Genomic DNA, 21544 nt, shown 5'->3' with positions numbered 1-21544 from the left:
CCCGCCGGGCCGCGCGCCGCGCTGCGCGAGATCGACTGGCCCGGCGGGGCGCTGTCGGCGCTCGGGCTCGGCGCGCTGGTGTTCGGGCTCATCGAGGGCCAGACCTACGGCTGGTGGGCGGCGACGCGCCCGTTCTCGCTCGGCGTGCTCGACTGGCCGGGCACGGGGCTGTCGCCGGTCCCGCTCGCGCTGGCGGCGGGCGCCGTCCTGCTGGCCGGCCTGGTGGCCCTGGAGCGGTCGCGGGCGGCGGCCGGCCGGCCCGTCATGCTGGACCTGGAGCTGTTCCGCGTCCCCAACTTCCGCCGCGGCAGCCTGGCCTCGTCCCTGATCAACGTCGGCGAGCTGGGGCTGCTGTTCGTCCTGCCGCTGTTCCTGCTGGGCGTGCACGGCACGTCCCCGCTGCAGATCAGCGTGGCGATCCTTCCGCTCGCGGTCGGCGCGTTCCTGTCCGGCGGCTACGCGGGCAGGCTCGCCGGCAGGCGCGGCCCGCACCGGGTCGTGCAGATCGGCATGGTGCTGGAGGTCGCCGCCGTCGCGGCGCTCGGCCTCACCGTGTCGGCGACGACGACCGGGTTCGGGCTGGCGCCGTGGATGCTGCTGTACGGGCTCGGCCTCGGCCTGACCTCGGCGCAGCTCACCAACGTCTCGCTCGCCGACGTGCCGCCCGCGCGGGCCGGGCAGGCGTCCGGCACGCAGTCCACGGCCCGGCAGGTCGGCGCCGCGCTCGGCATCGCGGTCATCGGCACGGTGTTCGCGACGAGCCTCGGGCACGCGATGGCCGACCGGCTGGAGCGCACCGGGCTGCCGCCGGAGCGGCGCGCCGAGATCGCCCGGGAGCTGCGCGACAGCGCCGGGACCTACGGGCGCGACCTGCACAGGGCCCCGGGGATGGCCGCCGAGGCGCACGCCGCCGACGCCAGCCTCGCCGTCGCCACCCGGCGCGGGGCGCTCACCACCGCCGCCGTCCTGGCGCTCGGCCTGGCCCTGTCGCTGCGGCTGCGCCCGAGCAGTGATCAACATCGGGAAGAATCGAAGGGATAGTCCCCCTGTCGCCCCACGAGAACGAGCGGTAACTGTGGCCACGCTGTCCCAATGGGTCGCCGGATCCCGGCCCCGCACCCTGCCCACGTCCCTCGTGCCGGTCGTCGTCGGCACCGGCGTCGCGATCGGCGCGGACCACGCCGTCTGGTGGCGGGCCGTGCTCGCCGCGGTCGTGGCGCTCGTGCTGCAGATCGGCGTGAACTACTCCAACGACTACAGCGACGGCGTCCGCGGCACCGACGAGAAGCGGGTCGGGCCGCTGCGGCTCGTCGGCTCCAAGGTCGCGCCGCCCCGGCAGGTGCTCGCCGCCGCGCTCGGCAGCTTCCTCGCCGCGGCCGTGGCCGGGCTGGTGCTGGCCGCCGTCACGTCCTGGTGGCTGCTGCTGGTGGGCGCGCTCGCGATCCTCGCGGCCTGGTTCTACACCGGCGGCGCGACGCCGTACGGGTACCGGGCGCTCGGCGAGATCTCGGTGTTCGTCTTCTTCGGCCTGGTCGCCGTCGTCGGGACGGTCTACGTCCAGGTGGAGGGCCTGCCCTGGGAGGCGTGGGCCGCGGCGGTGCCGATCGGGCTGCTCGCCTGCGCGCTGCTGGTCGCCAACAACCTGCGCGACATCCCCACCGACCGGGCCGCCGGCAAGCGCACCCTGGCCGTCCTGCTCGGCGACCGCTGGACGCGGATCATGTACGCGGCGTGCGCCGCGCTCCCGTTCATGGTGGTGCTGGCGCTCGCCGCACCGCACCCGTGGGTGCTCATCGCGCTGCTGGCGGCGCCGCTGTCGGTGCCGCCCACGCAGAAGGTGCTGAACGGCGCGGTGGGCCCCGCGCTGATCCCGGTGCTCGGCGAGACCGGCCGGCTGCAGATCGCCTACGGGGCGCTGCTGGCGGTCGGCCTGGCGCTCTGAGCACCGGGCTCCCGGCGGGGCGCCGCGAAAACCGGGCGCGGGCGCCCGTCCCGGCTCACTCGCACGGGTGAGCCCGGACTGTGCTACGGCCCGGGCCGGCCCGGCGGGAGCCGGATGCCGGGACGGGTCAGCCGAGATTCCAGTCGATCTCCGGGCGGCCCGCGTCGACCAGGGCCTTGTTGACGGCGCTGAACGGCCGCGTCCCGAAGAACTTCTTGGCGCTGAGCGGGCTCGGGTGCGCCGACTCGATCACGGTGTGCTGCGCGCCGGTGATGAGCCGCGCCTTCTTGCGGGCGTAGGCGCCCCACAGCACGAAGACCACCCGGTCGGACTTGTCGTTCAGCGCGCGGATCGCCGCGTCGGTGAAGTCCTCCCAGCCCTTGCCCGCGTGCGCCCCCGCCTCGCCGCCGCGCACCGTCAGCACGGCGTTCAGCAGCAGGACGCCCTGGTCGGCCCAGCGGGTGAGGTCGCCGGACTTGGCCGGCGGGATCTCCAGGTCGGTGGCCAGCTCCTTGTAGATGTTGCGCAGGGACGGGGGCAGCCGAACCCCTTCGCGGACGCTGAAGCTGAGCCCGTGCGCCTGCCCCGGGCCGTGGTAGGGATCCTGGCCGAGGATCAGGACACGGGCCCGGTCGAACGGGGTGTGCCGGAACGCGTTGAACAGGTCCTCCCGCGGCGGGTAGACGGTCTGCTCCTCGTACTCCCCCGCGACGAAGGCACCGAGCGCCGCCGTGGCGAGCGGGTCGAGCAGCGGGTCGAGCCGCTCCCGCCAGTCGCCGGGCAGCAGTTCCATCAGGTCGAGGGACATCGTCGAGCCTCCGGGAAGGTGATCTCCAGTTGCCGGAAACACTAGTGCGGGCCACCGACACGCCAGGGCCGATTCCCCCGACGCGCCTCACACCGGCTCCGGTAGGGGCACGGCTACGATGAGGCCATATGCCCGACTCCCCCCGGCGACGGCGCCGCCGCGCGTCCGTCCTCCTCGCGCTGCTGGCGCCGTCCGCCCTCGCGGCGGGCTGCGGCGGGTCCTCCGGGCCGGTGACCCTCACCGTCCTCGCCGCCTCCTCGCTGACCGAGGTGTTCGCCGAGATGGGCGTGGCCTACCACCAGGCGAACCCGGACGTCCGGGTGCGGTTCGAGTTCGGTGGGTCCCAGGAGATGGCGGCGCGGCTCTCCGAGCACGACCGCGGCGACGTGCTCGTGACGGCGGACACGGCCAGCATGGACGAGGCCGCCTCCCACCTGTCCGCCCGGCGCGCCATCGTCACGCACAACCTGATGACCATCGCCCTGGTGTCCGGCAACCCCAAGGGGATCCGCGGTCTCCAGGACCTGACCCGGCCGGGGCTGCGGATCGCGGTCGGCGCCGCGACCGTCCCGGTGGGCCGGTACGCGCGGCAGGTGTTCGCGCGGGCCGGGGTGACGGTCCGCTGGACGTCGGAGGAGATCAGCGCGCGGGCCGTCCTCGACCAGGTCCGCTCGGGCGAGTCCGACGCGGGGCTCGTCTACATCACCGACCTGCGGTCCGCGGGGGCCACGGCGAGCAGCGTCCCGATCCCGGCGGCCCAGAACGTCGTCGCGAGTTACCCCGCGGCGGCCGTGAAGGGCGGCGACCGCACCCGCGCAGCCGAGGCGTTCGTGACATGGCTCACCGGAGCCGACGCCCAGCGGCTGTTCGCCAAGTACGGATTCCCCTCCCCGGAAGCGACTCGCTGACCGGCCCGCCGGAGGCCGCCGGGCGGGGGCCCGGGGGCCGCCGGGAACGTCCTGGGCCGGATCACCGTTAACTTCCCCGGAGCCCATGGCGGGCTCCCGCGCCCCGTGTTCCGCGAGGACGCGCCCGGAACCACGATCACTTCGGCCGGCGCCGTGGTGCCGCAGAACGTACGGGGGGAAGACAGACGTGCCGTCCAAGCGACCCGCGCCCCAGCCGAGCGAGACGGCGGCGCGCCGTTCCGAACCCGGCGCGCCCGACCGGCGCCAGTCGGTGCCGCCCCGCAACGACCCCGAGCAGCCGTGGCGGGCCGAGGGCGTCCCCGGGCGGCCCCGCAAGCGGGCGCGCGGCGGCCTCGGCGGCTGGAGGCCCGGCCGCAACACCGCCCTGTTCTGGCTGCTCCTGCTGGTCGTCTTCGGGGTGAGCTACGCCTCGATGCACCTGACCGGCAAGCAGGAGAAGGTGACCGTCCCCTACACCGCCTTCACCCAGCAGGTCGCCGCGGGCAACGTGAAGGACGTCTACACCAAGGGCTACCAGATCGAGGGCAAGCTGAAGAGCCCTCAGCAGGTGCCCGGGCAGGACGACGCGAAGAAGACCTACAAGGCCTTCGAGACGCTGCGCCCGGCGTTCGCCGACGACAAGATCTACACCGACATGGTGAACAAGGGCGTCGAGGTCGAGGCCAAGCCGCTCACCGCCGACCGCGGCCTGGTCGCCAACCTGCTGCTGTCGCTGCTGCCGACGCTGCTGTTCGTCGGCCTGTGGGTCGGCGTCATGATCTGGCTCCAGCGCCGCATGGCGGGCGGCGGGGGCGGGCTCATGGGCGGCTTCGGCCGCTCCCCCAAGCCCGTGGCGCCCGAGGACAAGCGCGCCACCTTCGCCGACGTCGCCGGGATCGACGAGGTCGAGGCCGAGCTCAGCGAGATCGTCGACTTCCTCAAGGACCCCGGCAAGTACCGCCGGATGGGCGCCCGCGTGCCGCGCGGCGTGCTGCTCACCGGCCCGCCCGGCACCGGCAAGACCCTGCTCGCGCGGGCCGTCGCCGGCGAGGCGAACGTGCCGTTCTACTCGGCGGCCGCGTCGGAGTTCATCGAGATGGTCGTCGGCGTCGGCGCCGCCCGCGTCCGCGAGCTGTTCACCGAGGCGCGCAAGACCGCCCCGTCCATCATCTTCATCGACGAGATCGACACGATCGGCCGGGCCCGCGGCGGCGGCGCCGGCATGGGCGGGCACGACGAGCGCGAGCAGACCCTCAACCAGATCCTCACCGAGATGGACGGCTTCTCCGGCTCCGAGGGCGTCGTCGTCATCGCCGCGACCAACCGTCCCGACATCCTCGACGCCGCGCTGATGCGTCCCGGCCGCTTCGACCGCCAGGTCTCGGTCTCCCCGCCCGACCTTGACGGCCGCGTCGCGATCCTGCGGGTGCACACCCGCGAGGTGCCGCTCGCCGCCGACGCCGACATCATCGGGATCGCGAAGATGACGCCCGGCATGACGGGCGCCGAGCTGGCCAACCTCGTCAACGAGGCCGCGCTGCTCGCGGTCAAGCGCGACAAGGGCGCGGTCGACATGGCCGACTTCCACACCGCGCTGGAGAAGGTGCAGCTCGGTACCCGCCGCTCCCTCGTCATGCCGTACGAGGAACGGCGCCGCACGTCCTACCACGAGTCCGGGCACGGCCTGCTCGGCATGCTGCAGCCGGGCGCCGACCCCGTCCGCAAGATCACGATCGTGCCGCACGGCCGCGCGCTCGGCGTCACGCTCTCCACGCCGGAGGGCGACCGGTACGCCTACGACGAGCGGTACCTGCGCGGCCGCATCATCGGCGCGCTCGGCGGCATGGCCGCCGAGGAGCTGGTCTTCGGCGTGATCACCACCGGTTCGGAGAGCGACCTGGAGCAGGTCACCAAGATCGCCCGCGGGATGGTGGGCCGCTGGGGCATGTCGGCGAAGGTCGGCCCGCTGTCGATCCTGCCCGCCGACGGCATGGACCCGATGGGCCAGTACGCCGCCCAGGGCACCCTCGACGCCGTCGACCTCGAGGCCCGCCGCATCGTGGACGAGTGCTACGCCGAGGCCCTGGACACGCTGCGCGCCCACCGCGACCAGCTCGACTCGCTCGCCGCCGTCCTGCTCGAGCACGAGACCCTCGACGAGGTGGAGGCCTACGCCGCCGCGGGGATCGACCGCGGCCTCGACTCGATCACCGCTTCGAGCACCTGATCCGCGGCGGCGCTCAGTCGAGGCGGGGCAGGCCGATCGGGTTCGGGAACGGGACGTCGCCCGACGCCGCCAAGGCCCGCGCGAACGGCGCCAGCGCCGCGTGCAGCCCGGCCGGGTCGTCCAGCGCCCCGTACGGCGGCGCGGCCAGCGCGTCGGTCCGGCGCTCGATGCCGGCCCGCAGCTCCCGGCCCGCCTCGGTCACCCGCCCGTCCTCGACGAGCCCCCGCCGGGCCAGCTCGCCCTCCGCCTCGTCCCATTTCTCCTGCGACCAGCCGCGGGCCAGCCGGATCCACTCCAGCGTGACGTGGCCGGCCGCGACCGCGAGCACGTTCGCCTGCACCCCGCTCAGCCCGGCGCCGGTGAGCAACGCCACGTGCCCGTCGCCCCGGTGCTCCCGGAGCGCGGTCGCGAGCTGCCACAGCGCCTGGACCGGCTCGTCCGGGACGCCCAGGTCCCGGTTCGCCGCGAACAGCGGCCGGCCCGCCGCTTCCGCCGCCTCGACGACCGCGCGCAACGCCCGCACCGCGTCCGGCGCCGCGTCGGCGATCCCGGGCGCCGCCCGGCGCAGCGCCGCGGCCGCCGCCGGGGCCCGCACCCGGAGGATGGCCTCGGGCGAGGCGAACCCCCACGCGTCCGGAACGGCCCGCCGCACCCGCTCGGCGGGAAACCCGTGGAACGTCGCCTCGACCACGGCGGCCGGCACCGGCCCGAGGGGAGCGCCCCGGCTCCCGAAGTAGCCCATCCAGAAGCCCTTGAGGCCGACCTCTTTGTTGGCCGCGACGCACTCCGGCGAGAAGTAGGTCACCGCGTGCAGCGGTTCCAGGACCATCCACATCTTCCGCGCGATCGACGCGTCCACCCGGGGCCCCTCCCTCGCACATCCGGACACGCCGAACGCTAGGGCCGCGATCTTCACCGCACAACCCCGGCCGGTCCGGACGCCCGTCCCCGATCACCGGTTCTGGGTACGCTGACTACGCACGGTCTCTATGCTGACGGGAGCCGAACGTGATGGAGGAGTCACCCAAAGTGAGTACTCTCGCCACCGCTCACCACCACCTCGAGCTCCCCGACACCCCCTACAACCTCTGGATGCGGGACGAGCTCGCCGAGCTGATGAACCTCCCCCACGACGGCACCCATGTCGAAATCATCGGTGGGGAGATCGTCGTGTCACCAGGGCCGGACTACGCCCACAACGCCATCATCCGCAGCATCCAGCAGAAGATCTTCGCCGCGGAGCTCGCGGACCCTGCCTTCCCCTGGCGCTGCATCTTCTCCCAGGATGTGAGCCTCAGCGAGATTCACGACGGGTACATCCCGGATCTGTGCGTCCTCAGTGAGGACAACGACCGCAAGGCACAGGCGGCGCAGGTCAAGAAGGTGCGCCCCCAACTTCTCGAACTCGCGGTCGAGGTCACCTCGCCGACCAACGCCGCCGACGACCGGCGGCCCGGGGGGCGGCGGTCCCGGCCCACCAAGTGGAGCGGGTACGCGCGGGTCGGAATCCCCTATTACCTGCTGGTCGACCGGGCCCCCGGCGCGGCGCTCACCACGCTGTTCAGCGAGCCCGACACGACGGCGGGCGAGTACCGGGAAGCCGTGAGCTGGGCGTTCGGCGAGAGCGTCAAGCTGCCCGAACCGCTCGGGCTGGAGATCCCGACGGACGAGTGGGAACCCTGGAGGGCGGGCCCGGGGGCCTGAGGCCGGCCCGTCACATCCGCTCCTCCCGGTTCGTCACTGCGGTGACGTACCTGCTGAAGGAGGATGTGGCGGATGAGCGAGCACGACTTCCTGGCGGACCGGTTCGAGGCGCACCGCGGGCACCTGAGAGCGGTGGCGTACCGGATGCTGGGGTCGTTGAGCGACGCCGACGACGCCGTCCAGGAGGCCTGGCTGCGGCTGAGCCGCACCGGAGGCGGCGGCGTGGAGAACCTGGGCGGCTGGCTGACCACCGTCGTGGGGCGAGTGTGCCTGGACATGCTGCGGTCCCGTACGTCCCGCCGTGAGACGCCCCTGGACGAGCGGCTGCCCGACCCCGTGCTCAGCCCGCCCGCGGGGATCGACCCCGAGCAGGAGGCGCTGATCGCCGACTCGGTCGGGCTCGCGCTGCTCGTGGTGCTCCAGTCGCTCGGGCCCGCCGAGCGGCTGGCGTTCGTCCTGCACGACCTGTTCGCGGTGCCGTTCGACGACATCGCGCCGATCGTCGGCCGTACCCCCGCCGCGGCCCGGCAGCTCGCGAGCCGCGCGCGGCGCCGGGTGCGCGGATCGGTGCCGGCCGCCGACCCCGACCTGGCCCGGCAGCGGCGGGTCGTCGAGGCGTTCCGCGCCGCGGCGGACGGCGGCGACCTGGAGGCGCTGGTCGCCGTCCTCGACCCCGACGTGGTGCTGCGCGCCGATCGTGGCGCCGTCCCCGGCGGCGGCTGGACGCTGCTGCGCGGCGCCGAGGCCGTGGCGGGGCAGGCGCTCACCTTCCGCGGCCTCGCCGCCCGGTCGCGTCCCGCGCTGGTCAACGGCACCGCGGGGATCGTCGCCACCGTGGACGGGCGGCCCGTCTCGGTGCTCGCCTTCACGATCGCGGACGGGCGGATCGCCGCCATCGACATCCTCGCCGACCCCGGCCGGGTCGCGGCGCTCGATCTCACGGTCCTGGACGGCTGAGCGCGACGGCCGCCGGCGTCCGGTCACATCGCCCGATCCGGTCACATCGGCCGCGTCCGACCCGTCAGTGCCGTGTACAGCGAACCGAACGGATCTGGAGAACGAGCGATGCAGGCACGGATGAGTAACCCGGCGGTGGCCGTCCCCGGCGCGCTGCCCGCGCTGACAGGGCTGGGCGAGGCGGTGCAGAAGGCGGGCCTGCCGCCGTCCACGCTGAACCTGGTGTATCTGCGCGCGAGCCAGATCAACGGGTCCGGCTGGAACGTGCGCAAGCACGCCGCCGACCTGAGGGAGGCGGGCGAGTCCGCCGAACGGGTCGACGGGGTCGCGGCGTGGCGGGAGGCGCCGTTCTACTCCGGCGCCGAAAGGGCCGCGCTGGCACTGGCCGAGGCCGCGACCCGGATCGGCGACAGGACCGATCCGGTCCCGGACGAGGTGTGGCACGAGGCCGCCGTGCACTACTCCGAACCGGAGCTCGCGGCGCTGCTGCTGGCCATCGGCCTGGGCAACCTCTGGCACCGCCTGATCATCGCCACCCGGCAGCCCGCGGCCTGACCGGGGCCCGGGGGCCGGGTCACCCGGCGGCGGGACGGACGCCGGACTTCAGGGCCTCCAGGACGGCGTGCGGCGGGGCGGCGTGGACCGTGGGGAGCACCGGCAGGGACGGGCGGGCCAGCCGATCCTCGGAGGCGGAGAAGACGAGGCCGCCGCCCGGTTCGCCGCCCCGGGGGTCCAGCAGGACCCATCGGTCGTCGACGAGCACGGCCACCAGCCCGTCGAGGGCGCCCTCGGCGGGCTGGTAGCACAGTCCGGCCTGGACGCCGCCCGCGCGCAGCAGCGCGACGTAGGCGTGCGCCTTGCCGTGAGAGTGACCGGAACGCCTGGCGAGCACGTCGGAGGCGCGCCACGCGGCGGCCTCGGCGTCCTCCTCGCGCGGGTCCTCCTCGATGTCGCCGACGTGGGCGATGTCGTCGCGGACGTGGTCGAACGCGGCACGGGCGTAGGCGATGTCGTCACCATCGCGCAGCGCCGAGGCGGTCGACACGACGAGCGGATGCTCGATGTCGATCGCCTCGGACGCGGTGAGGTAGTCCCAGGGCTCGGCGGCGAAGTCCATCACAGCCCGAGGAGCGCCTCGATGCCGAGGGTGAGGCGGTCCGGAAGGCCGGCGACCTTGCGGACGGCCAGCAGGACGCCCGGCATGAACGACTCGCGGTTCATCGAGTCGTGCCGGAGGGTGAACAGCTCTCCGTGGCCGCCGAGGACGACCTCCTGGTGCGCGACCGCGCCCGACATGCGGACGGCGTGCACGCGGACCCCGTCCACGTTCGCGCCCCGCGCGCCGTCGAGCCCGGAGGTGGTGGCGTCCGGGGACGGGGCGACGCCCGCCTCGGCGCGGGCGGCGGCGATCAGCTCGGCGGTGCGGTAGGCGGTGCCGGACGGGGCGTCGGCCTTGTTCGGGTGGTGCGTCTCGACGACCTCGACGGACTCGAAGAACGGGGCCGCCTTCTGCGCGAAGTGCATCATCAGGACGGCGCCGATGCCGAAGTTCGGGGCGATGAGGACGTTGACCGGGGAATCGGTCAGCCAGGAGCGGACGGTGTCCAGCCTGGCCGGGTCGAACCCGGTCGTGCCGACGACGGCGTGCAGGCCGTTCTCGACGCACCAGCGGAGGTTGTCCATGACGACGCCCGGGTGGGTGAAGTCGACGACGACGTCGGCCCCCGCGAGCGCGTCCAGCGCGTCTCCCTGGTCGATCGCCGCGGCGAGCTCGGTGTCGTCCGCGCCCTCGACCGCGCGGCACACCTCGGCCCCCATCCGGCCCTTCGCGCCCAGCACCCCGACCTTGATCACATGTTCCTCCCGGTTGACGTGCGACGAGCCTACCGGCCGCGGCCGCACGCCCCGCCGGTCAGAGGCGCCCGCCGAGCTCGCGCGCCGCGGCGTGGGCGGCGCGGCGGCCGGTGCCGGCGTCCGCCGTGGCGAGGTTGGGACGGAAGGCGACGGTCTCGACGTCGCCGACGCCCGCCCAGCGGAGCCAGTCGCCGAGGAACGGGGCCTGGAAGTCCGCGCCGAAGGCGGGGCCGCGTCCCTCGCCGTAGACGGCGCTGGTGTAGATGACGGCGGCCTTCTTGTTCCGGAGCAGTCCGGTGTAGCCCTTCTCCGGATCGAATCCGAAGACCCATCCGGGCTGCGAGACCACGTCGATGAACTGCTTGAGGATGTAGGGGACGCCCGCGTTCCACATGGGGACGCTGAACACGTAGCGGTCGTAGGAGTCGAAGCGCTCGAACACGGCGCGGGCGGCCGCCCAGGCGGCGGCCTCGGCGCCGGCCGGGTCCGCTCCGCCGAAGACGGTCATCTTGGCGCCCGCGCCGGTGGGCCCGAAGGCGGGCAGCGTGCCGTCCCAGAGGTCGTGGTGGTCGACGGTGCCGCCGGGGTGGGCCTCACGGTAGGCGTCGAGCAGTGTCCCGGCGATGGCCAGGGACTCCGAGGCGTCGCCGCGAGGCGAGGCGGAGATGTGCAGCAGGCGCGACATGGCAGAGCCCTCTCAAAGTGGACTATGGTCCGATTGACCTCGAGAGTATCGGACCATAGTCCGCTTATCAAGGCCGTCGGAGGGCCTCCACGTCCAGCGCCGCGGCGGCGCGCGCGACGGCCTCGCGCTGGTGGTCGGCCAGGTCCTGGCCCGGGACGGCGAGCAGGCCGTCCAGGAACGGGTCGACGACGGGCGTGCGGAACCCGGCGAGCGTCTCGACGACCGCGAGGCCGCAGAACGGCACGTACTCCGGGGAGTAGCCGCCCTCGTGGGCGACGACGACCCGGCCCCCGGCCAGCCCGAGGACGCGCTCGGTCAGCAGCCGGTACGAGCCGGAGTGCAGGGCCATCCGGGCGAGCGGGTCGTAGGCGCTCGCGTCGAAGCCCGAGGCCACCAGGAGCAGGTCCGGGTCGAACGCCCGGACCGCGGGCTCGACGACCTTCTCGAACGCCTCCAGGTAAGCGCCGGTGCCCGAGCCGGGCGGGAGCGGAACGTTGACGGTGAAGCCCTCCCCCGGCCCGGTGCCGCGTTCGGTCACGGCCCCGGAACCGGGCGGGAACAGCCCGTCCTGGTGCAGCGAGATCGTGAGCACGGACGGGTCGGCCTCGAACAGCGCCTGCGTGCCGTTGCCGTGGTGGACGTCCCAGTCGACGACCGCCACTCGGGCGAGGCCCCGCGCGCGGGCGTGCGCGGCGGCGACCGCGACGTTGCCGAGCATGCAGAACCCGATGCCCCGGTCCGCGACCGCGTGGTGTCCGGGCGGCCGGACGAGCGCGTAGGCGTTGGCGACCGTCCCGTCCAGGACGGCGTCGACCGCGGTGACGACCCCGCCCGCGGCGAGCCGCGCGATCTCGTAGGAGCCCGCCCCGAAGGGCGACTCGCCGTCGCCCGCGTCGCCTCCCCCGGCCTCCGACCGCTCCCGCAGCCGGGCGAGATGACCCGGGGTGTGGACGCGCAGGAGCTCGGCCTCGGTCGCTGGCCGGGGCGTGAGCGGCACGAGCCGCTCCAGCAGCCCGCTCACCTCCACGAGGTTGCGGAACCGGCGCTTGGTGTCCGGATGGTCGGGATGCCTCAGCGGTTCCAGGTGGCCGCCGGACGGCGCGCCCAGCGGCCCCGTCCCGGTGTCGTGCCAGAAGTAACGCTCGTGACAGACCCAGCCGGTCGCCATCGGGCACCTCCTCATGATCGGGCGGACCGGTCAGCGTACCGGGCGCCCCGCGCGGGAGGAGCCGCCGTGGAGCGCCGGGCGGCGCTCCACGGCACAGGTGCTCAGGCGGAGAAGTCCCGGTCGCCGACCGGGCCGATGACCGTCAGCGCCCGCGGCGCGCCGAGCACGTCCCGGGCGACGGCGCGGACGTCGTCGAGCGTGACGGCCTCGATGCGGGCCAGGACCTCGTCCACCGGCAGCAGCGACTCGTACACCAGCTCGCTCTTGCCGATGCGGCTCATCCGGGAGCCGGTGTCCTCCAGTCCGAGGACCATCGCGCCGCGCAGCTGGCCCTTGCCGCGCGCGAGCTCCTCGTCGGTGAGGGACTCGGCGGCGGCCCGGCCCACCTCGTCGCGGCAGATCGACAGGACCTCCTCGACCTTGCCGGGCTGGCAGCCCGCGTACACGCCGAAGACGCCCGAGTCGGCGTACTGCGCGGTGTAGCTGTACACCGAGTAGGCGAGGCCCCGCTTCTCCCGGATCTCCTGGAACAGCCGCGAGGACATGCCGCCGCCGAGCGCCGCGTTCAGCACGCCGAGCGCGAACCGGCGGTCGTCGGTGCGCGACACCCCGGCGGCGCCGAGCACGATGTGGGCCTGCTCGGTGTCCTTGTCGATCACCCGGGTGCGGGGGTCGGCGGGCGCCGGCGCGCCGCCGATGCGGGGCGCGGCGGGCGCCGCGTCGCCGGTGAGGTGCGCGGCGAACGCGCGGGAGACGAGCCGGACCACCTCGTCGTGGTCGATGTTGCCCGCCACCGACACGACCAGGTTGGACGGGACGTAGTGCTCCCGGTAGTAGCCGTGGATGCGGTCCCGCGACAGCGCGTTGATCGAGTCGACCGTGCCGAGGATGGGCCGGCCGAGCGGGGTGTCGCCGTACAGCGCGATGGCGAACTCGTCGTGGATGAGGTCGCCGGGGTCGTCGTCGCGCATGTGGATCTCTTCGAGGATCACGCCGCGCTCGGCCTCGACGTCCTCGGGGCGGTTCACCGACGCCGCGACCATGTCGGAGACGACGTCCACGGCGAGCGGGAGGTCGGAGTCGAGCACCCGCGCGTAGTAGCAGGTGTACTCCTTGGCGGTGAACGCGTTGAGGTCGCCGCCGACCGCGTCGACGGCCGCGGAGATCTCCAGCGCCGACCGGGTCTCGGTGCCCTTGAACAGCACGTGCTCCAGGTAGTGGCTGGCGCCCGCGTCGGCGGCGGCCTCGTCGCGGGAGCCGACGCCCGACCAGATGCCGAACGCCGCGGACCGGACCGTCGGCATCGACTCGGTGATCACGCGCAGCCCGCCAGGGAGCACGGTGCGGCGCACCGCCCCGGCGCCGTCGGTGTGGATCGTGGTGGTGGTGCCGGGCTCCTGCGCCCTCGCCGGCAGGGTCACGTGTGGCTCACATTCGTGGATCGGGACCGAGGTCGGAAGCGGGCCGACCGGCCCGCCCCCGTGGGGGACGGGGTAGATGCCGGGCTCCACCGAGAACGCCATGCCGGGCTCCAGCGGCTCCAGGTTGCCCGCGACGATGTAGGGGTCCTCGTGCGACTCCAGGCCGATGCCGTGGCCCGTGCGGTGGAAGAAGTGCTCGCCGTGCCCCGCCGCGGTGATCACGTCCCGGGCCGCGGCGTCCACCGCCTCCGGGGTCACGCCGGGCCGCACCGCCTCGCACGCGGCGCGCTGCGCCCGCTCCAGCACCGAGTAGTAGGCGCGGTACTCGGCGGGCGGCTCGCCCAGGCAGTAGTTGCGGGTGGAGTCCGAACAGTAGCCGCTGGGCATCGTCCCGCCGATGTCGACCACGACCGGCTCGCCCGCCCGGATCACCCGGTCCGACACCTCGGCGTGCGGGTTGGCGCCGTTCGGGCCGGACCCGACGATGACGAAGTCGACCTGCTCGTGCCCCTCGGCGACGATCGCGTCGGCGATGTCGCGGGCGACCTCGCGCTCGGTGCGGCCCTCCTTCAGGAAGTCCGGCACGCGGCGGTGCACCCGGTCGATCGCCGCGCCCGCCGCGCGCAGCGCCGCGACCTCGGCGGCGCTCTTGCGGACGCGCAGCCCGCTCAGCACCGCGCCCGCCGCGACCTGCTCGGCGGCCGGCAGCGCGGCGCGGAACCGCAGCGCCATCGCCGCCCACATCCGGTCGGCGACGCCGACCCTCGCGATCCCGGCGGGCAGCCGCGCGGCGGTGAGCGCGAACGGGTCCTCGGTCTCGTCCCACGGCACGAGCTCCACGCCGAGGGAGCCGGCCGGCGACTCCTGCGCCGCCGGCAACTCCAGCCGCGGGACGACCAGGAACGGCTCGCCCTCCGCCGGGACCGCCAGGCAGGTGAGCCGCTCGAGCTGCTTGGCGTTGTAGCCGGTGACGTAGCGCAGGTCGGGGCCCGGCGTCAGGAGCACCGCGCCGAGACCGGCCCGCGCGGTGGCCTCCCGCACCTGCCCGAGCCGCTCGCGCGGATACAACTCCGTTGTCACATCCGTCTCCATCACGGTCGCGGCGCCCGCGCGGCGCGGGGAGCGCGCCGGGGAACGCCGCTTCCTCCTCCCCTGTGACCAGGTCCTGTTGCCGATGGGCGCGCTCCGGCCCGGCCGTCCGGCGCCGTGCGCCCTCGCAGCCTACGCTCCGCCTCCGGACGTCCCGTCACCTGGCACGGGCCCGCCCGCGTGGCCGCCCCGGGGCGTCGGACCCCCGTGGCACGATGTGCTCATGAGCGGGCTGATGCTGCTGGACACGCCGTCGTTGTACTTCCGCGCCTTCTTCGGGGTCCCCGAGTCGGTGACGGCGCCGGACGGGACGCCGGTGAACGCCGTCCGCGGGCTCATCGACATGATCGCCAGGCTCGTCCAGGACCGCTCCCCCGGCCGGCTGGTGTGCTGCATGGACGCCGACTGGCGGCCGGAGTTCCGGGTGGCGGCGCTGCCGTCCTACAAGGCGCACCGGGTCGCCGACGACGGCGGCGACCAGACCCCGGACGCCCTGGAGGCGCAGCTGCCCGTGATCGACGCCGTCCTCGACGCGGTGGGCCTGGCCCGCGCGGGCGTCCCCGGGTACGAGGCCGACGACGTCATCGGGACGCTGGCGGTGCGCGGCGCCGCGGACGGCCCGGTCGACGTCGTCACCGGCGACCGCGACCTGTTCCAGCTGGTCGACGACGGCCGCGGCCCGGTCGCCGTGCTGTACACGGCGCGCGGCATCCGCAACCTGCAGATCATGGACGAGGCGCAGGTGGCGGCCAGGTACGGCATCCCGGGCCGCGGCTACGGCGACTACGCGACGCTGCGCGGCGACCCGAGCGACGGGCTGCCCGGCGTGCCGGGCGTCGGCGACAAGACCGCGGCGGCGCTGGTCACCCGGTTCGGGTCGGTCGCGGGGATCCTCGCGGCGCTGGACGCGGGCGGCGAGGCCGGCGGGGACGCCGGCAAGGACGCGGGGTTCCCGGCGGGCGCGCGCCGCCGGCTGGAGGCGGCGCGCGAGTACCTCGCCGCGGCGGAGACGGTGGTGCGGGTCGTCACCGACATCGACGCGCCGGAGCTGGCGGGGCTGGACGACCGCCTGCCCGCCGCGCCGCGCGATCCGGAGGCGCTGGTGGAGCTCGCCGACCGGTGGAACCTGTCCAGCCCGGTGAACCGGCTGCTGAACGCCCTGGCCTCCTGACCTGCCGCCCTCCTGGCCTTCTGGTCCTCTGCCCTCCTGACCCGCTGACCGCGCGCGTCGTCCCGGTTCCCGCCCGGCCCGTGCTCCGGCGTCCGTCCGGCTTCGGGGCGCGGCAATGTGTCAGGTGACGCAGACACCGCGTGCCCGCGGGAGCAGCCTTGTGATCAATGAGGGGCTTTGCTGGGGGACGAGCAGTCGGAACGGACGCCGCGGGAGACGCGGGCACGACGACCGTCCGGGTCGCGGCGGCCGCGTGAGCGGACCGGTATCCGCGGCGCCGGGCCTCGCGGCCCCGCTCCCCCCACCTGCCGCGGGTACCGGTTCACGCGGCGGCCCGTCCCCGCGTCCACCGGACCCGCCCGACCAGCGGGCCCTCTCCAGGAGCGGGCCCCGAGAAACGGACCCCTCGTGACCGAGAGGACGGCCCTGCACGGCGACCGGCCCCCGCGTCCCTCCCCGGCCCGCGCCGCGCGGCGCGGCGACGGCTTCTGGGACCGGCTCGACACGGCGCAGCGCACGGCGCTGCGCGAGACGGCGCGTCCCCGGCTCTTCCAGCCGCGCGCGCCGCTGTGCTACCAGGGCGACGAGTCGGACCACATCATCATCATCGAGGCCGGATGGGCCAAGGTGACCTCCGCGACCGCCGGCGGGCACGAGGTGGTGCTGGCCGTGCGCGGGCCGGGCGACCTGGTGTGCGAGAGCGCGGTGCTGGGCAGCCGGGAGCGGTCGGCGACCGTGACGGCGCTCGGCCCGGTCCGCGCGCTGGTGGTGCCCGCGGCGCGCTTCACCGGCTTCCTGGACGCCCATCCGGGCGTGTGGCTGCTGGTCAGCGGCACGTTCGTGCGGCGCCTGGACGACGCGGGCCGGCGGCTCCAGGCGCATGTCGCCGCCACCGGCGCGCAACGGCTGGCGCTGCTGCTGGCCGAGCTGGCCGAGCTGTCGGCGCGGCACGGGCCGCCGGGCCCCGGCGGCCGGATCGACATCGCGCCGCCGCTGTCGCAGGAGGAGCTCGGCAGCTGGACCGACGCCTCCCGCGAGACGGTCGCCCGCGCGCTGCACCGGCTGCGGCGCCGCGGGCTGGTCAGCACGGGGTGGCGGCGGATCACCGTGGTGGACCCGGCGGGCCTGCGGGCGTTCGCGGCGGGCCGCGCCGACTGACGCCTTTACGTTGTAGATTTTTACGGCGGGACCCGGCTGGGGCGCGGCGGGACGCACCGGTGACGCACGGCCGTGACCAGGAGAACCTGCATTGACAAGATCGTTTAGGCGGCCTACATTGCCGCGCGTGGACGAGCGGCCGCGGCGGGGCTCGTCCAGGTCGGGCTGACGGTGTCGTAGGGCAACCTGCCGCCGAGCGGCTCTACCGCTCCGCCGGCTTCGAGGTGTGGGGGCGCGAGCCGCGGGCGCCGCTGGTGGACGGGCGGCCGTCGCCAAGCTGCACATGGTCCGCATGCTGGACGCTCCCCCGGCGTGACCGGCCGGGGGCCGGAGGTGACGCGGGTCACGGCGGGGCGGGCACCCGCGGCCATCGGGCACCATGGAGGGGTGACGCAGGTGGTGGGTGGAGAGGCCGGGAAGTCCGGGACGGCGGTGGCCGCGTCCGAGCCGCGGGTGCTGGCGGACCTGGTCGCCGGCGGCGGCGTGGTCGTGCTGAGCGGCGCCGGGTTGTCCACCGAGTCGGGCATCCCGGACTACCGCGGGGAGACGGGGCGGCGGCGCAGGGCCGAGCCGATGACCTTCCAGCGGTTCACCGGGAGCGCCGAGGCGCGGCGGCGGTACTGGGCGCGCAGCCATCTCGGCTGGCGGCACGTCACCGACGCGCGGCCGAACGGGGGGCACCGCGCGGTCGCGGAGCTGCAGCGCCGCGGGCTGGTCACGGGGATCATCACCCAGAACGTGGACGGGCTGCACCAGGCGGCCGGGGCGCGGGACGTGGTGGAGCTGCACGGCGCGCTGGCCCGGGTGCTGTGCCTGGCCTGCGGCGACCGCACGTCCCGGGCGCATCTGGAGCGCCGGCTGGGCGACGCCAATCCGGACTGGGACGCGCGCGCCGATGTGATCAACCCCGACGGCGACGCCGTGCTGGACGACGCGCTGGTCGAGTCCTTCCGGGTCGTGGACTGCGATCGCTGCGGCGGCCTGCTCAAGCCCGACGTGATCTTCTTCGGCGAGAACGTGCCGCCCGCCCGCGTCCGGGACTGCTACGCGCTGACCGAGGCGGCTGGGGCGCTGCTGGTCCTCGGGTCGTCGCTGACCGTGCTGTCGGGGTACCGGTTCGTCCGGCACGCCGCCCGGCACGGCGTCCCGATCGCGATCGTGAACCAGGGGGCGACGCGCGGCGACGAGCACGCGCTGGTCACCCTGGACGCCCCGCTCGGCGGCGCGCTCGCCGGCCTGCTGACGGCGCTCGGGCCCGCCGCCGCCCCGACGGCGGACCAGGGGTGATCGGCGGGGTCCGGCCCCGCGGGTCGATCACCCGGCGGGCGGCGGAGGACGAGGCCGTTGCCCGGTTCCTCGCGGGGGCGGACGGTGCCGCCGGTGGGTCGAGGCAGCCGTCGAAGAGCATCGTCTCGATCGGGACGTGGTCGTGGAACCACTCGATGTGCCGGGCGTTCGGGACGGCGCACATGACGGCGGCGTGCAGGTGCGGCGCGCAGTGCGCGGACAGGTCGCGCTGGTGGGCGCGGGCGAGCGCGGCGACGCGCAGGAACTCGGTGACGCCGCCGACGCGGGTGACGTCGGCCTGGGGGCAGTCCATGCGTCCATGAGGGGGACGTAGCCGGACAGGTCGTAGCCGTACTCGCCGGCGGCGATCTCGCAGGACGCGGCGGCGCGGACGGCCTGCTTGACGGTGTGGGCGCCGTTGGCGTCGGCGAACAGCCGGACGCCGCCGCCCACGGCGGCGCGGGCGAGATGCAGCCGGTCGAGGTCGCGGGTCTCGGCGCCGCCCCAGGACTCCCGATCTTGATCTTGACGCGGGGGATGCGCAGGTCCCGGGTCCAGTGCGGCAGCTGGTCGCGGGTCCGCGCGTCGTCGTAGGAGGTGAAGCCGCCCGAGCCGTACACCTCGACCTCGTCGCGGACGGCGCCGAGGAGGCGGTGCAGCGGCAGGCCGTGCAGCCGCGCCTTGAGGTCCCACAGGGCGCAGTCGACGGCGGAGATCGCCATGGCGGCGGAGCCGGGGCGGCCCACGTTGCGGACGGCGCGGCGCATCCGCTCGTGGACGCGGGGAGGGTCCATGGGGTCGGCGCTGGTAGTTGGAGGAGTCGTGGGCGTAGGCGGCGCGGGAACCGGCGCCGAAGCGGACCTCGCCGTCGCCCCTGCGGGCGAGGTCGCGGTGGAACGCCCCGCCTCCTCGCCGCTCGCCCCGCTCCGTCCGCCGCGCGCCGCCCGCTCCGCCGATGCAGCCAGGCGGTCCGCTTACCCGTGGCGCTGGTTTCAATCCCGTGGGCCGGGAAGCGGTCCCGTGCCGGGCGGGAGCCGTCCGGCCCGCGTCGCGAGGGAAGTGCCCAATGTCGAAACAAGTCGCCGACCACATCCTGGAACGGCTCCGCGACTGGGGCGTCCAGCAGGTGTTCGGCTACCCGGGGGACGGGATCAACGGCCTGGTGGCGGCGTTCGGCAGGGCCGATGACCGGCCGCGGTTCATCCAGGCCAGGCACGAGGAGATGGCGGCGTTCTCCGCGGTCGGCTACGCCAAGTTCAGCGGCCGGGTCGGGGTGTGCGCGGCCACCAGCGGGCCGGGGGCGATCCATCTGCTGAACGGCCTGTACGACGCCAAACTCGACCACGTCCCGGTCGTGGCGATCGTGGGCCAGACGGCGCGCAGCGCGATGGGCGGCCACTACCAGCAGGAGGTCGACCTGCTGTCGCTGTTCAAGGACGTGGCGAGCGAGTACGTGCACATGGCCACGGTGCCCGAGCAGTTCCCCAACCTGATCGACCGGGCGATCCGGGTGGCGCTGGCCGAGCGGGCGCCGACCGCGGTGATCGTCCCGGCGGATCTGCAGGAGATGCCGTACTCGCCGCCGCGGCACGCCTTCAAGCAGGTGCCCTCGTCGGTGCCCGGCTACCGGCCGCCGGTGACGTGCGCGCCGGAGGACGAGATCGCCCGCGCCGCCGAGGTGATCAACGCCGGTGCCAGGACCGCGATCCTGGTGGGGCAGGGGGCCCGGGACGCCGCCGACGAGGTGCGGCAGGTCGCCGAGCTGACCGGCGCGGGCGTCGCCAAGGCGCTGCTCGGCAAGGACGTGCTGCCCGACGACCTGCCGTACGTGACCGGCCCGATCGGGCTGCTGGGGTCCCGCCCGTCGTATGAGATGATGCGCGACTGCGACACGCTGCTGATCGTCGGGTCGAACTTCCCGTACTCGCAGTTCCTGCCGGAGTTCGGGTCGGCGCGCGCCGTCCAGATCGACGTGGACGGCAAGATGATCGGCATGCGGTACCCGACCGAGGTCAACCTGGTCGGCGACGCCGCGGCGACGCTGCGCTCGCTGATCCCGCGGCTGCGCCGCCGGGACGACCGCTCCTGGCGGGAGACGATCGAGGGCAACGTGGCGGCCTGGTGGGAGACGGTGGAGCGGCAGGCGCGGGTGCCCGCCGAGCCGACCAACCCGATGCTGCTGTTCTGGGAGCTGTCGGCGCGGCTGCCCGACGACGCGATCGTCACCGCCGACTCCGGCTCGGCCGCCAACTGGTACGCCCGGGACCTGCGGTTCCGCGGCCGGATGCGCGGCTCGCTGTCGGGCACGCTCGCCACGATGGGGCCGGGCGTCCCGTACGCGATCGGCGCGAAGTTCGCCCATCCGTCCCGGCCGGTGATCGCGCTGGTCGGGGACGGCGCGATGCAGATGAACGGGCTGGCGGAGCTGCTGACGATCGCCCGCTACCGGGAGCGCTGGAGCGACCCGAGGCTGGTCGTGGCGGTGCTCCACAACAACGACCTCAACCAGGTCACCTGGGAGCTGCGGGCGATGGGCGGGGAGCCGAAGTTCGAGGAGTCGCAGAACCTGCCGGACATGAACTACGCGGCGTTCGCGCAGTCGATCGGGCTGGAGGGCGTGGTCGTGGACCGTCCCGAGGAGATCGGCCCGGCCTGGGAGCGGGCGCTGGCCGCCGACCGTCCGGTGGTGCTGGACGTGCACTGCGACCCCGACATCCCGCCCATCCCCCCGCACGCCGAGTTCGAGCAGCTCAAGGACGCGGCCGAGGCGATCCTGAAGGGCGACCCGGACGGGTTCGGCGTGGTGCGCAAGGGGCTGAAGACCAAGGCCCAGGAGCTGTTCAGCCGCTCCTGAACGGCCCGGCGTCCCCGCCTCCTCGCCTGCCGCGGGCTCATGCTGGGTGCGGTGTTCCCAGGACGGCGAGGGCCTTCCCCGCTTCGCGGGCCCGCGCCAGAGTCGTGGTCACGCCGAAGGAGCGGTCACCGCAGGACCGCGACCGGAACGGAGACAGCCATGACCACCGCCCCCGCGCGAGGCCCCGTGTTCGTCGTGGGCGCCGGGCCCGGCATCGGCGCCGCCACGGCGCGCCGCTTCGCCCGTGAAGGCCACCCCGCCGGGCTGCTCGCGCGCGACCGCGCGCGGCTGGACGCGCTCGCCGGGGAGCT

At 74.7% G+C, this 21544-nt stretch carries 19 protein-coding genes and 2 pseudogenes; 11 read left to right on the top strand and 10 right to left on the bottom strand.

Annotation, left to right across the window (positions count from 1 at the left end; genetic code table 11):
- A partial coding sequence (locus E1291_RS25705; protein WP_131740552.1) for an MFS transporter occupies positions 1-1041 on the top strand: 1041 nt, incomplete at its 5' end.
- 34 nt (positions 1042-1075) lie between these two features.
- Positions 1076-1942: a 1,4-dihydroxy-2-naphthoate polyprenyltransferase gene (locus tag E1291_RS25700; protein ID WP_131740551.1), complete on the top strand. Its 867-nt coding sequence runs from the start codon at positions 1076-1078 to the stop codon at positions 1940-1942.
- Positions 1943-2069: 127 nt separating this feature from the next.
- Here the strand turns inward: E1291_RS25700 and E1291_RS25695 are convergent, their stop codons facing one another.
- Positions 2070-2750 (bottom strand): uracil-DNA glycosylase, encoded by a 681-nt coding sequence (locus E1291_RS25695; protein ID WP_131740550.1) that lies wholly within the window; start codon positions 2748-2750, stop codon positions 2070-2072.
- 128 nt (positions 2751-2878) lie between these two features.
- Between E1291_RS25695 and modA the strand changes: the two genes are divergently transcribed.
- Together modA and ftsH are read left to right on the top strand one after the other, a co-directional pair.
- Complete coding sequence (gene modA, locus E1291_RS25690; RefSeq protein WP_131740549.1) at positions 2879-3658, top strand: molybdate ABC transporter substrate-binding protein; 780 nt, start codon at positions 2879-2881, stop codon at positions 3656-3658.
- A gap of 187 nt (positions 3659-3845) precedes the next feature.
- On the top strand, positions 3846-5885 hold the full coding sequence (gene ftsH / locus E1291_RS25685) for an ATP-dependent zinc metalloprotease FtsH (RefSeq protein WP_242614366.1): 2040 nt from the start codon (positions 3846-3848) through the stop codon (positions 5883-5885).
- Positions 5886-5898: 13 nt separating this feature from the next.
- Here the strand turns inward: ftsH and E1291_RS25680 are convergent, their stop codons facing one another.
- Entirely contained in the window at positions 5899-6744 is an 846-nt protein-coding gene (locus E1291_RS25680) for an SCO6745 family protein (protein WP_131740547.1), read from the bottom strand.
- 170 nt (positions 6745-6914) lie between these two features.
- On the opposite strand from E1291_RS25680, the gene E1291_RS25675 reads away from it, so the two are divergent.
- The 3 genes from E1291_RS25675 (at position 6915) to E1291_RS25665 (ending at position 9101) form a co-directional block, all read left to right on the top strand.
- Complete coding sequence (locus E1291_RS25675; RefSeq protein WP_165495282.1) at positions 6915-7589, top strand: Uma2 family endonuclease; 675 nt, start codon at positions 6915-6917, stop codon at positions 7587-7589.
- 72 nt (positions 7590-7661) lie between these two features.
- Positions 7662-8546, top strand: coding sequence for a sigma-70 family RNA polymerase sigma factor (locus E1291_RS25670; protein WP_131740545.1), 885 nt, complete (start codon positions 7662-7664; stop codon positions 8544-8546).
- A 120-nt stretch (positions 8547-8666) separates the two neighbouring features.
- On the top strand, positions 8667-9101 hold the full coding sequence (locus tag E1291_RS25665; protein ID WP_242614365.1) for a carboxymuconolactone decarboxylase family protein: 435 nt from the start codon (positions 8667-8669) through the stop codon (positions 9099-9101).
- Positions 9102-9120: 19 nt separating this feature from the next.
- On the opposite strand, the gene E1291_RS25660 is transcribed toward E1291_RS25665, so the two are convergent.
- From E1291_RS25660 to E1291_RS44160, 6 genes and pseudogenes are all read right to left on the bottom strand, one after another.
- Entirely contained in the window at positions 9121-9663 is a 543-nt protein-coding gene (locus tag E1291_RS25660) for a transglutaminase-like domain-containing protein (RefSeq protein ID WP_131740555.1), read from the bottom strand.
- Positions 9663-10400, bottom strand: coding sequence for a 4-hydroxy-tetrahydrodipicolinate reductase (gene dapB, locus E1291_RS25655; protein WP_131740543.1), 738 nt, complete (start codon positions 10398-10400; stop codon positions 9663-9665). The genes E1291_RS25660 and dapB overlap by 1 nt, the downstream gene beginning before the upstream one ends.
- A 58-nt stretch (positions 10401-10458) precedes the next feature.
- A complete protein-coding gene (locus E1291_RS25650; protein ID WP_131740542.1) occupies positions 10459-11085 on the bottom strand; it encodes an FMN-dependent NADH-azoreductase in 627 nt (208 codons plus the stop codon).
- Between the two features lie 67 nt (positions 11086-11152).
- A complete protein-coding gene (locus E1291_RS25645) occupies positions 11153-12253 on the bottom strand; it encodes a histone deacetylase-like amidohydrolase (RefSeq protein ID WP_131740541.1) in 1101 nt (366 codons plus the stop codon).
- Positions 12254-12354: 101 nt separating this feature from the next.
- On the bottom strand, positions 12355-13674 hold the full coding sequence (locus E1291_RS25640; RefSeq protein ID WP_242614368.1) for a M16 family metallopeptidase: 1320 nt from the start codon (positions 13672-13674) through the stop codon (positions 12355-12357).
- Between the two features lie 72 nt (positions 13675-13746).
- Positions 13747-14766, bottom strand: a pseudogene (locus E1291_RS44160) (M24 family metallopeptidase); the annotation flags it as partial.
- 220 nt (positions 14767-14986) lie between these two features.
- Between E1291_RS44160 and E1291_RS25635 the strand changes: the two are divergent.
- From E1291_RS25635 to E1291_RS25625, 3 genes are all read left to right on the top strand, one after another.
- Positions 14987-15934 (top strand): 5'-3' exonuclease, encoded by a 948-nt coding sequence (locus E1291_RS25635; RefSeq protein WP_131740540.1) that lies wholly within the window; start codon positions 14987-14989, stop codon positions 15932-15934.
- 408 nt (positions 15935-16342) lie between these two features.
- Entirely contained in the window at positions 16343-17092 is a 750-nt protein-coding gene (locus E1291_RS25630) for a Crp/Fnr family transcriptional regulator (RefSeq protein ID WP_131740539.1), read from the top strand.
- A gap of 396 nt (positions 17093-17488) precedes the next feature.
- A complete protein-coding gene (locus tag E1291_RS25625; RefSeq protein ID WP_242614367.1) occupies positions 17489-18379 on the top strand; it encodes an NAD-dependent protein deacetylase in 891 nt (296 codons plus the stop codon).
- Here E1291_RS25625 and E1291_RS44155 read toward each other — a convergent pair.
- Together E1291_RS44155 and E1291_RS45215 are read right to left on the bottom strand one after the other, a co-directional pair.
- The gene (locus E1291_RS44155; protein ID WP_242614364.1) at positions 18291-18692 is read right to left on the bottom strand and encodes an enolase C-terminal domain-like protein; all 402 of its coding nucleotides are present in this window, start codon (positions 18690-18692) and stop codon (positions 18291-18293) included. The genes E1291_RS25625 and E1291_RS44155 overlap by 89 nt on opposite strands.
- Before the next feature lie 340 nt (positions 18693-19032).
- A pseudogene (locus E1291_RS45215) lies at positions 19033-19173 on the bottom strand (enolase C-terminal domain-like protein); the annotation flags it as partial.
- A gap of 272 nt (positions 19174-19445) precedes the next feature.
- On the opposite strand from E1291_RS45215, the gene E1291_RS25615 reads away from it, so the two are divergent.
- On the top strand, positions 19446-21233 hold the full coding sequence (locus E1291_RS25615) for a thiamine pyrophosphate-requiring protein (protein WP_131740538.1): 1788 nt from the start codon (positions 19446-19448) through the stop codon (positions 21231-21233).
- The last annotated feature ends 311 nt before the right edge of the window (positions 21234-21544 follow it).

The organism is Actinomadura roseirufa, assembly GCF_900659635.1.
Classification (GTDB): Bacteria; Actinomycetota; Actinomycetes; order Streptosporangiales; family Streptosporangiaceae; genus Spirillospora; species Spirillospora roseirufa.
The sequence above is the reverse complement of the archived record's forward strand: the minus strand, read 5'-3'. Positions and strand labels throughout refer to the sequence as shown.

Excerpts from the sequence above, each read along its gene's own strand:
- E1291_RS25695 (WP_131740550.1), bottom strand. The coding sequence starts at position 2,750 with ATGTCCCTCGACCTGATGGAACTGCTGCCCGGCGACTGGCGGGAGCGG.
- modA (WP_131740549.1), top strand. The coding sequence starts at position 2,879 with ATGCCCGACTCCCCCCGGCGACGGCGCCGCCGCGCGTCCGTCCTCCTC.
- E1291_RS25670 (WP_131740545.1), top strand. The coding sequence starts at position 7,662 with ATGAGCGAGCACGACTTCCTGGCGGACCGGTTCGAGGCGCACCGCGGG.
- E1291_RS25665 (WP_242614365.1), top strand. The coding sequence starts at position 8,667 with ATGAGTAACCCGGCGGTGGCCGTCCCCGGCGCGCTGCCCGCGCTGACA.
- E1291_RS25660 (WP_131740555.1), bottom strand. The coding sequence starts at position 9,663 with ATGGACTTCGCCGCCGAGCCCTGGGACTACCTCACCGCGTCCGAGGCG.
- E1291_RS25650 (WP_131740542.1), bottom strand. The coding sequence starts at position 11,085 with ATGTCGCGCCTGCTGCACATCTCCGCCTCGCCTCGCGGCGACGCCTCG.
- E1291_RS25645 (WP_131740541.1), bottom strand. The coding sequence starts at position 12,253 with ATGGCGACCGGCTGGGTCTGTCACGAGCGTTACTTCTGGCACGACACC.
- E1291_RS25635 (WP_131740540.1), top strand. The coding sequence starts at position 14,987 with ATGAGCGGGCTGATGCTGCTGGACACGCCGTCGTTGTACTTCCGCGCC.
- E1291_RS44155 (WP_242614364.1), bottom strand. The coding sequence starts at position 18,692 with ATGGACTGCCCCCAGGCCGACGTCACCCGCGTCGGCGGCGTCACCGAG.
- E1291_RS25615 (WP_131740538.1), top strand. The coding sequence starts at position 19,446 with ATGTCGAAACAAGTCGCCGACCACATCCTGGAACGGCTCCGCGACTGG.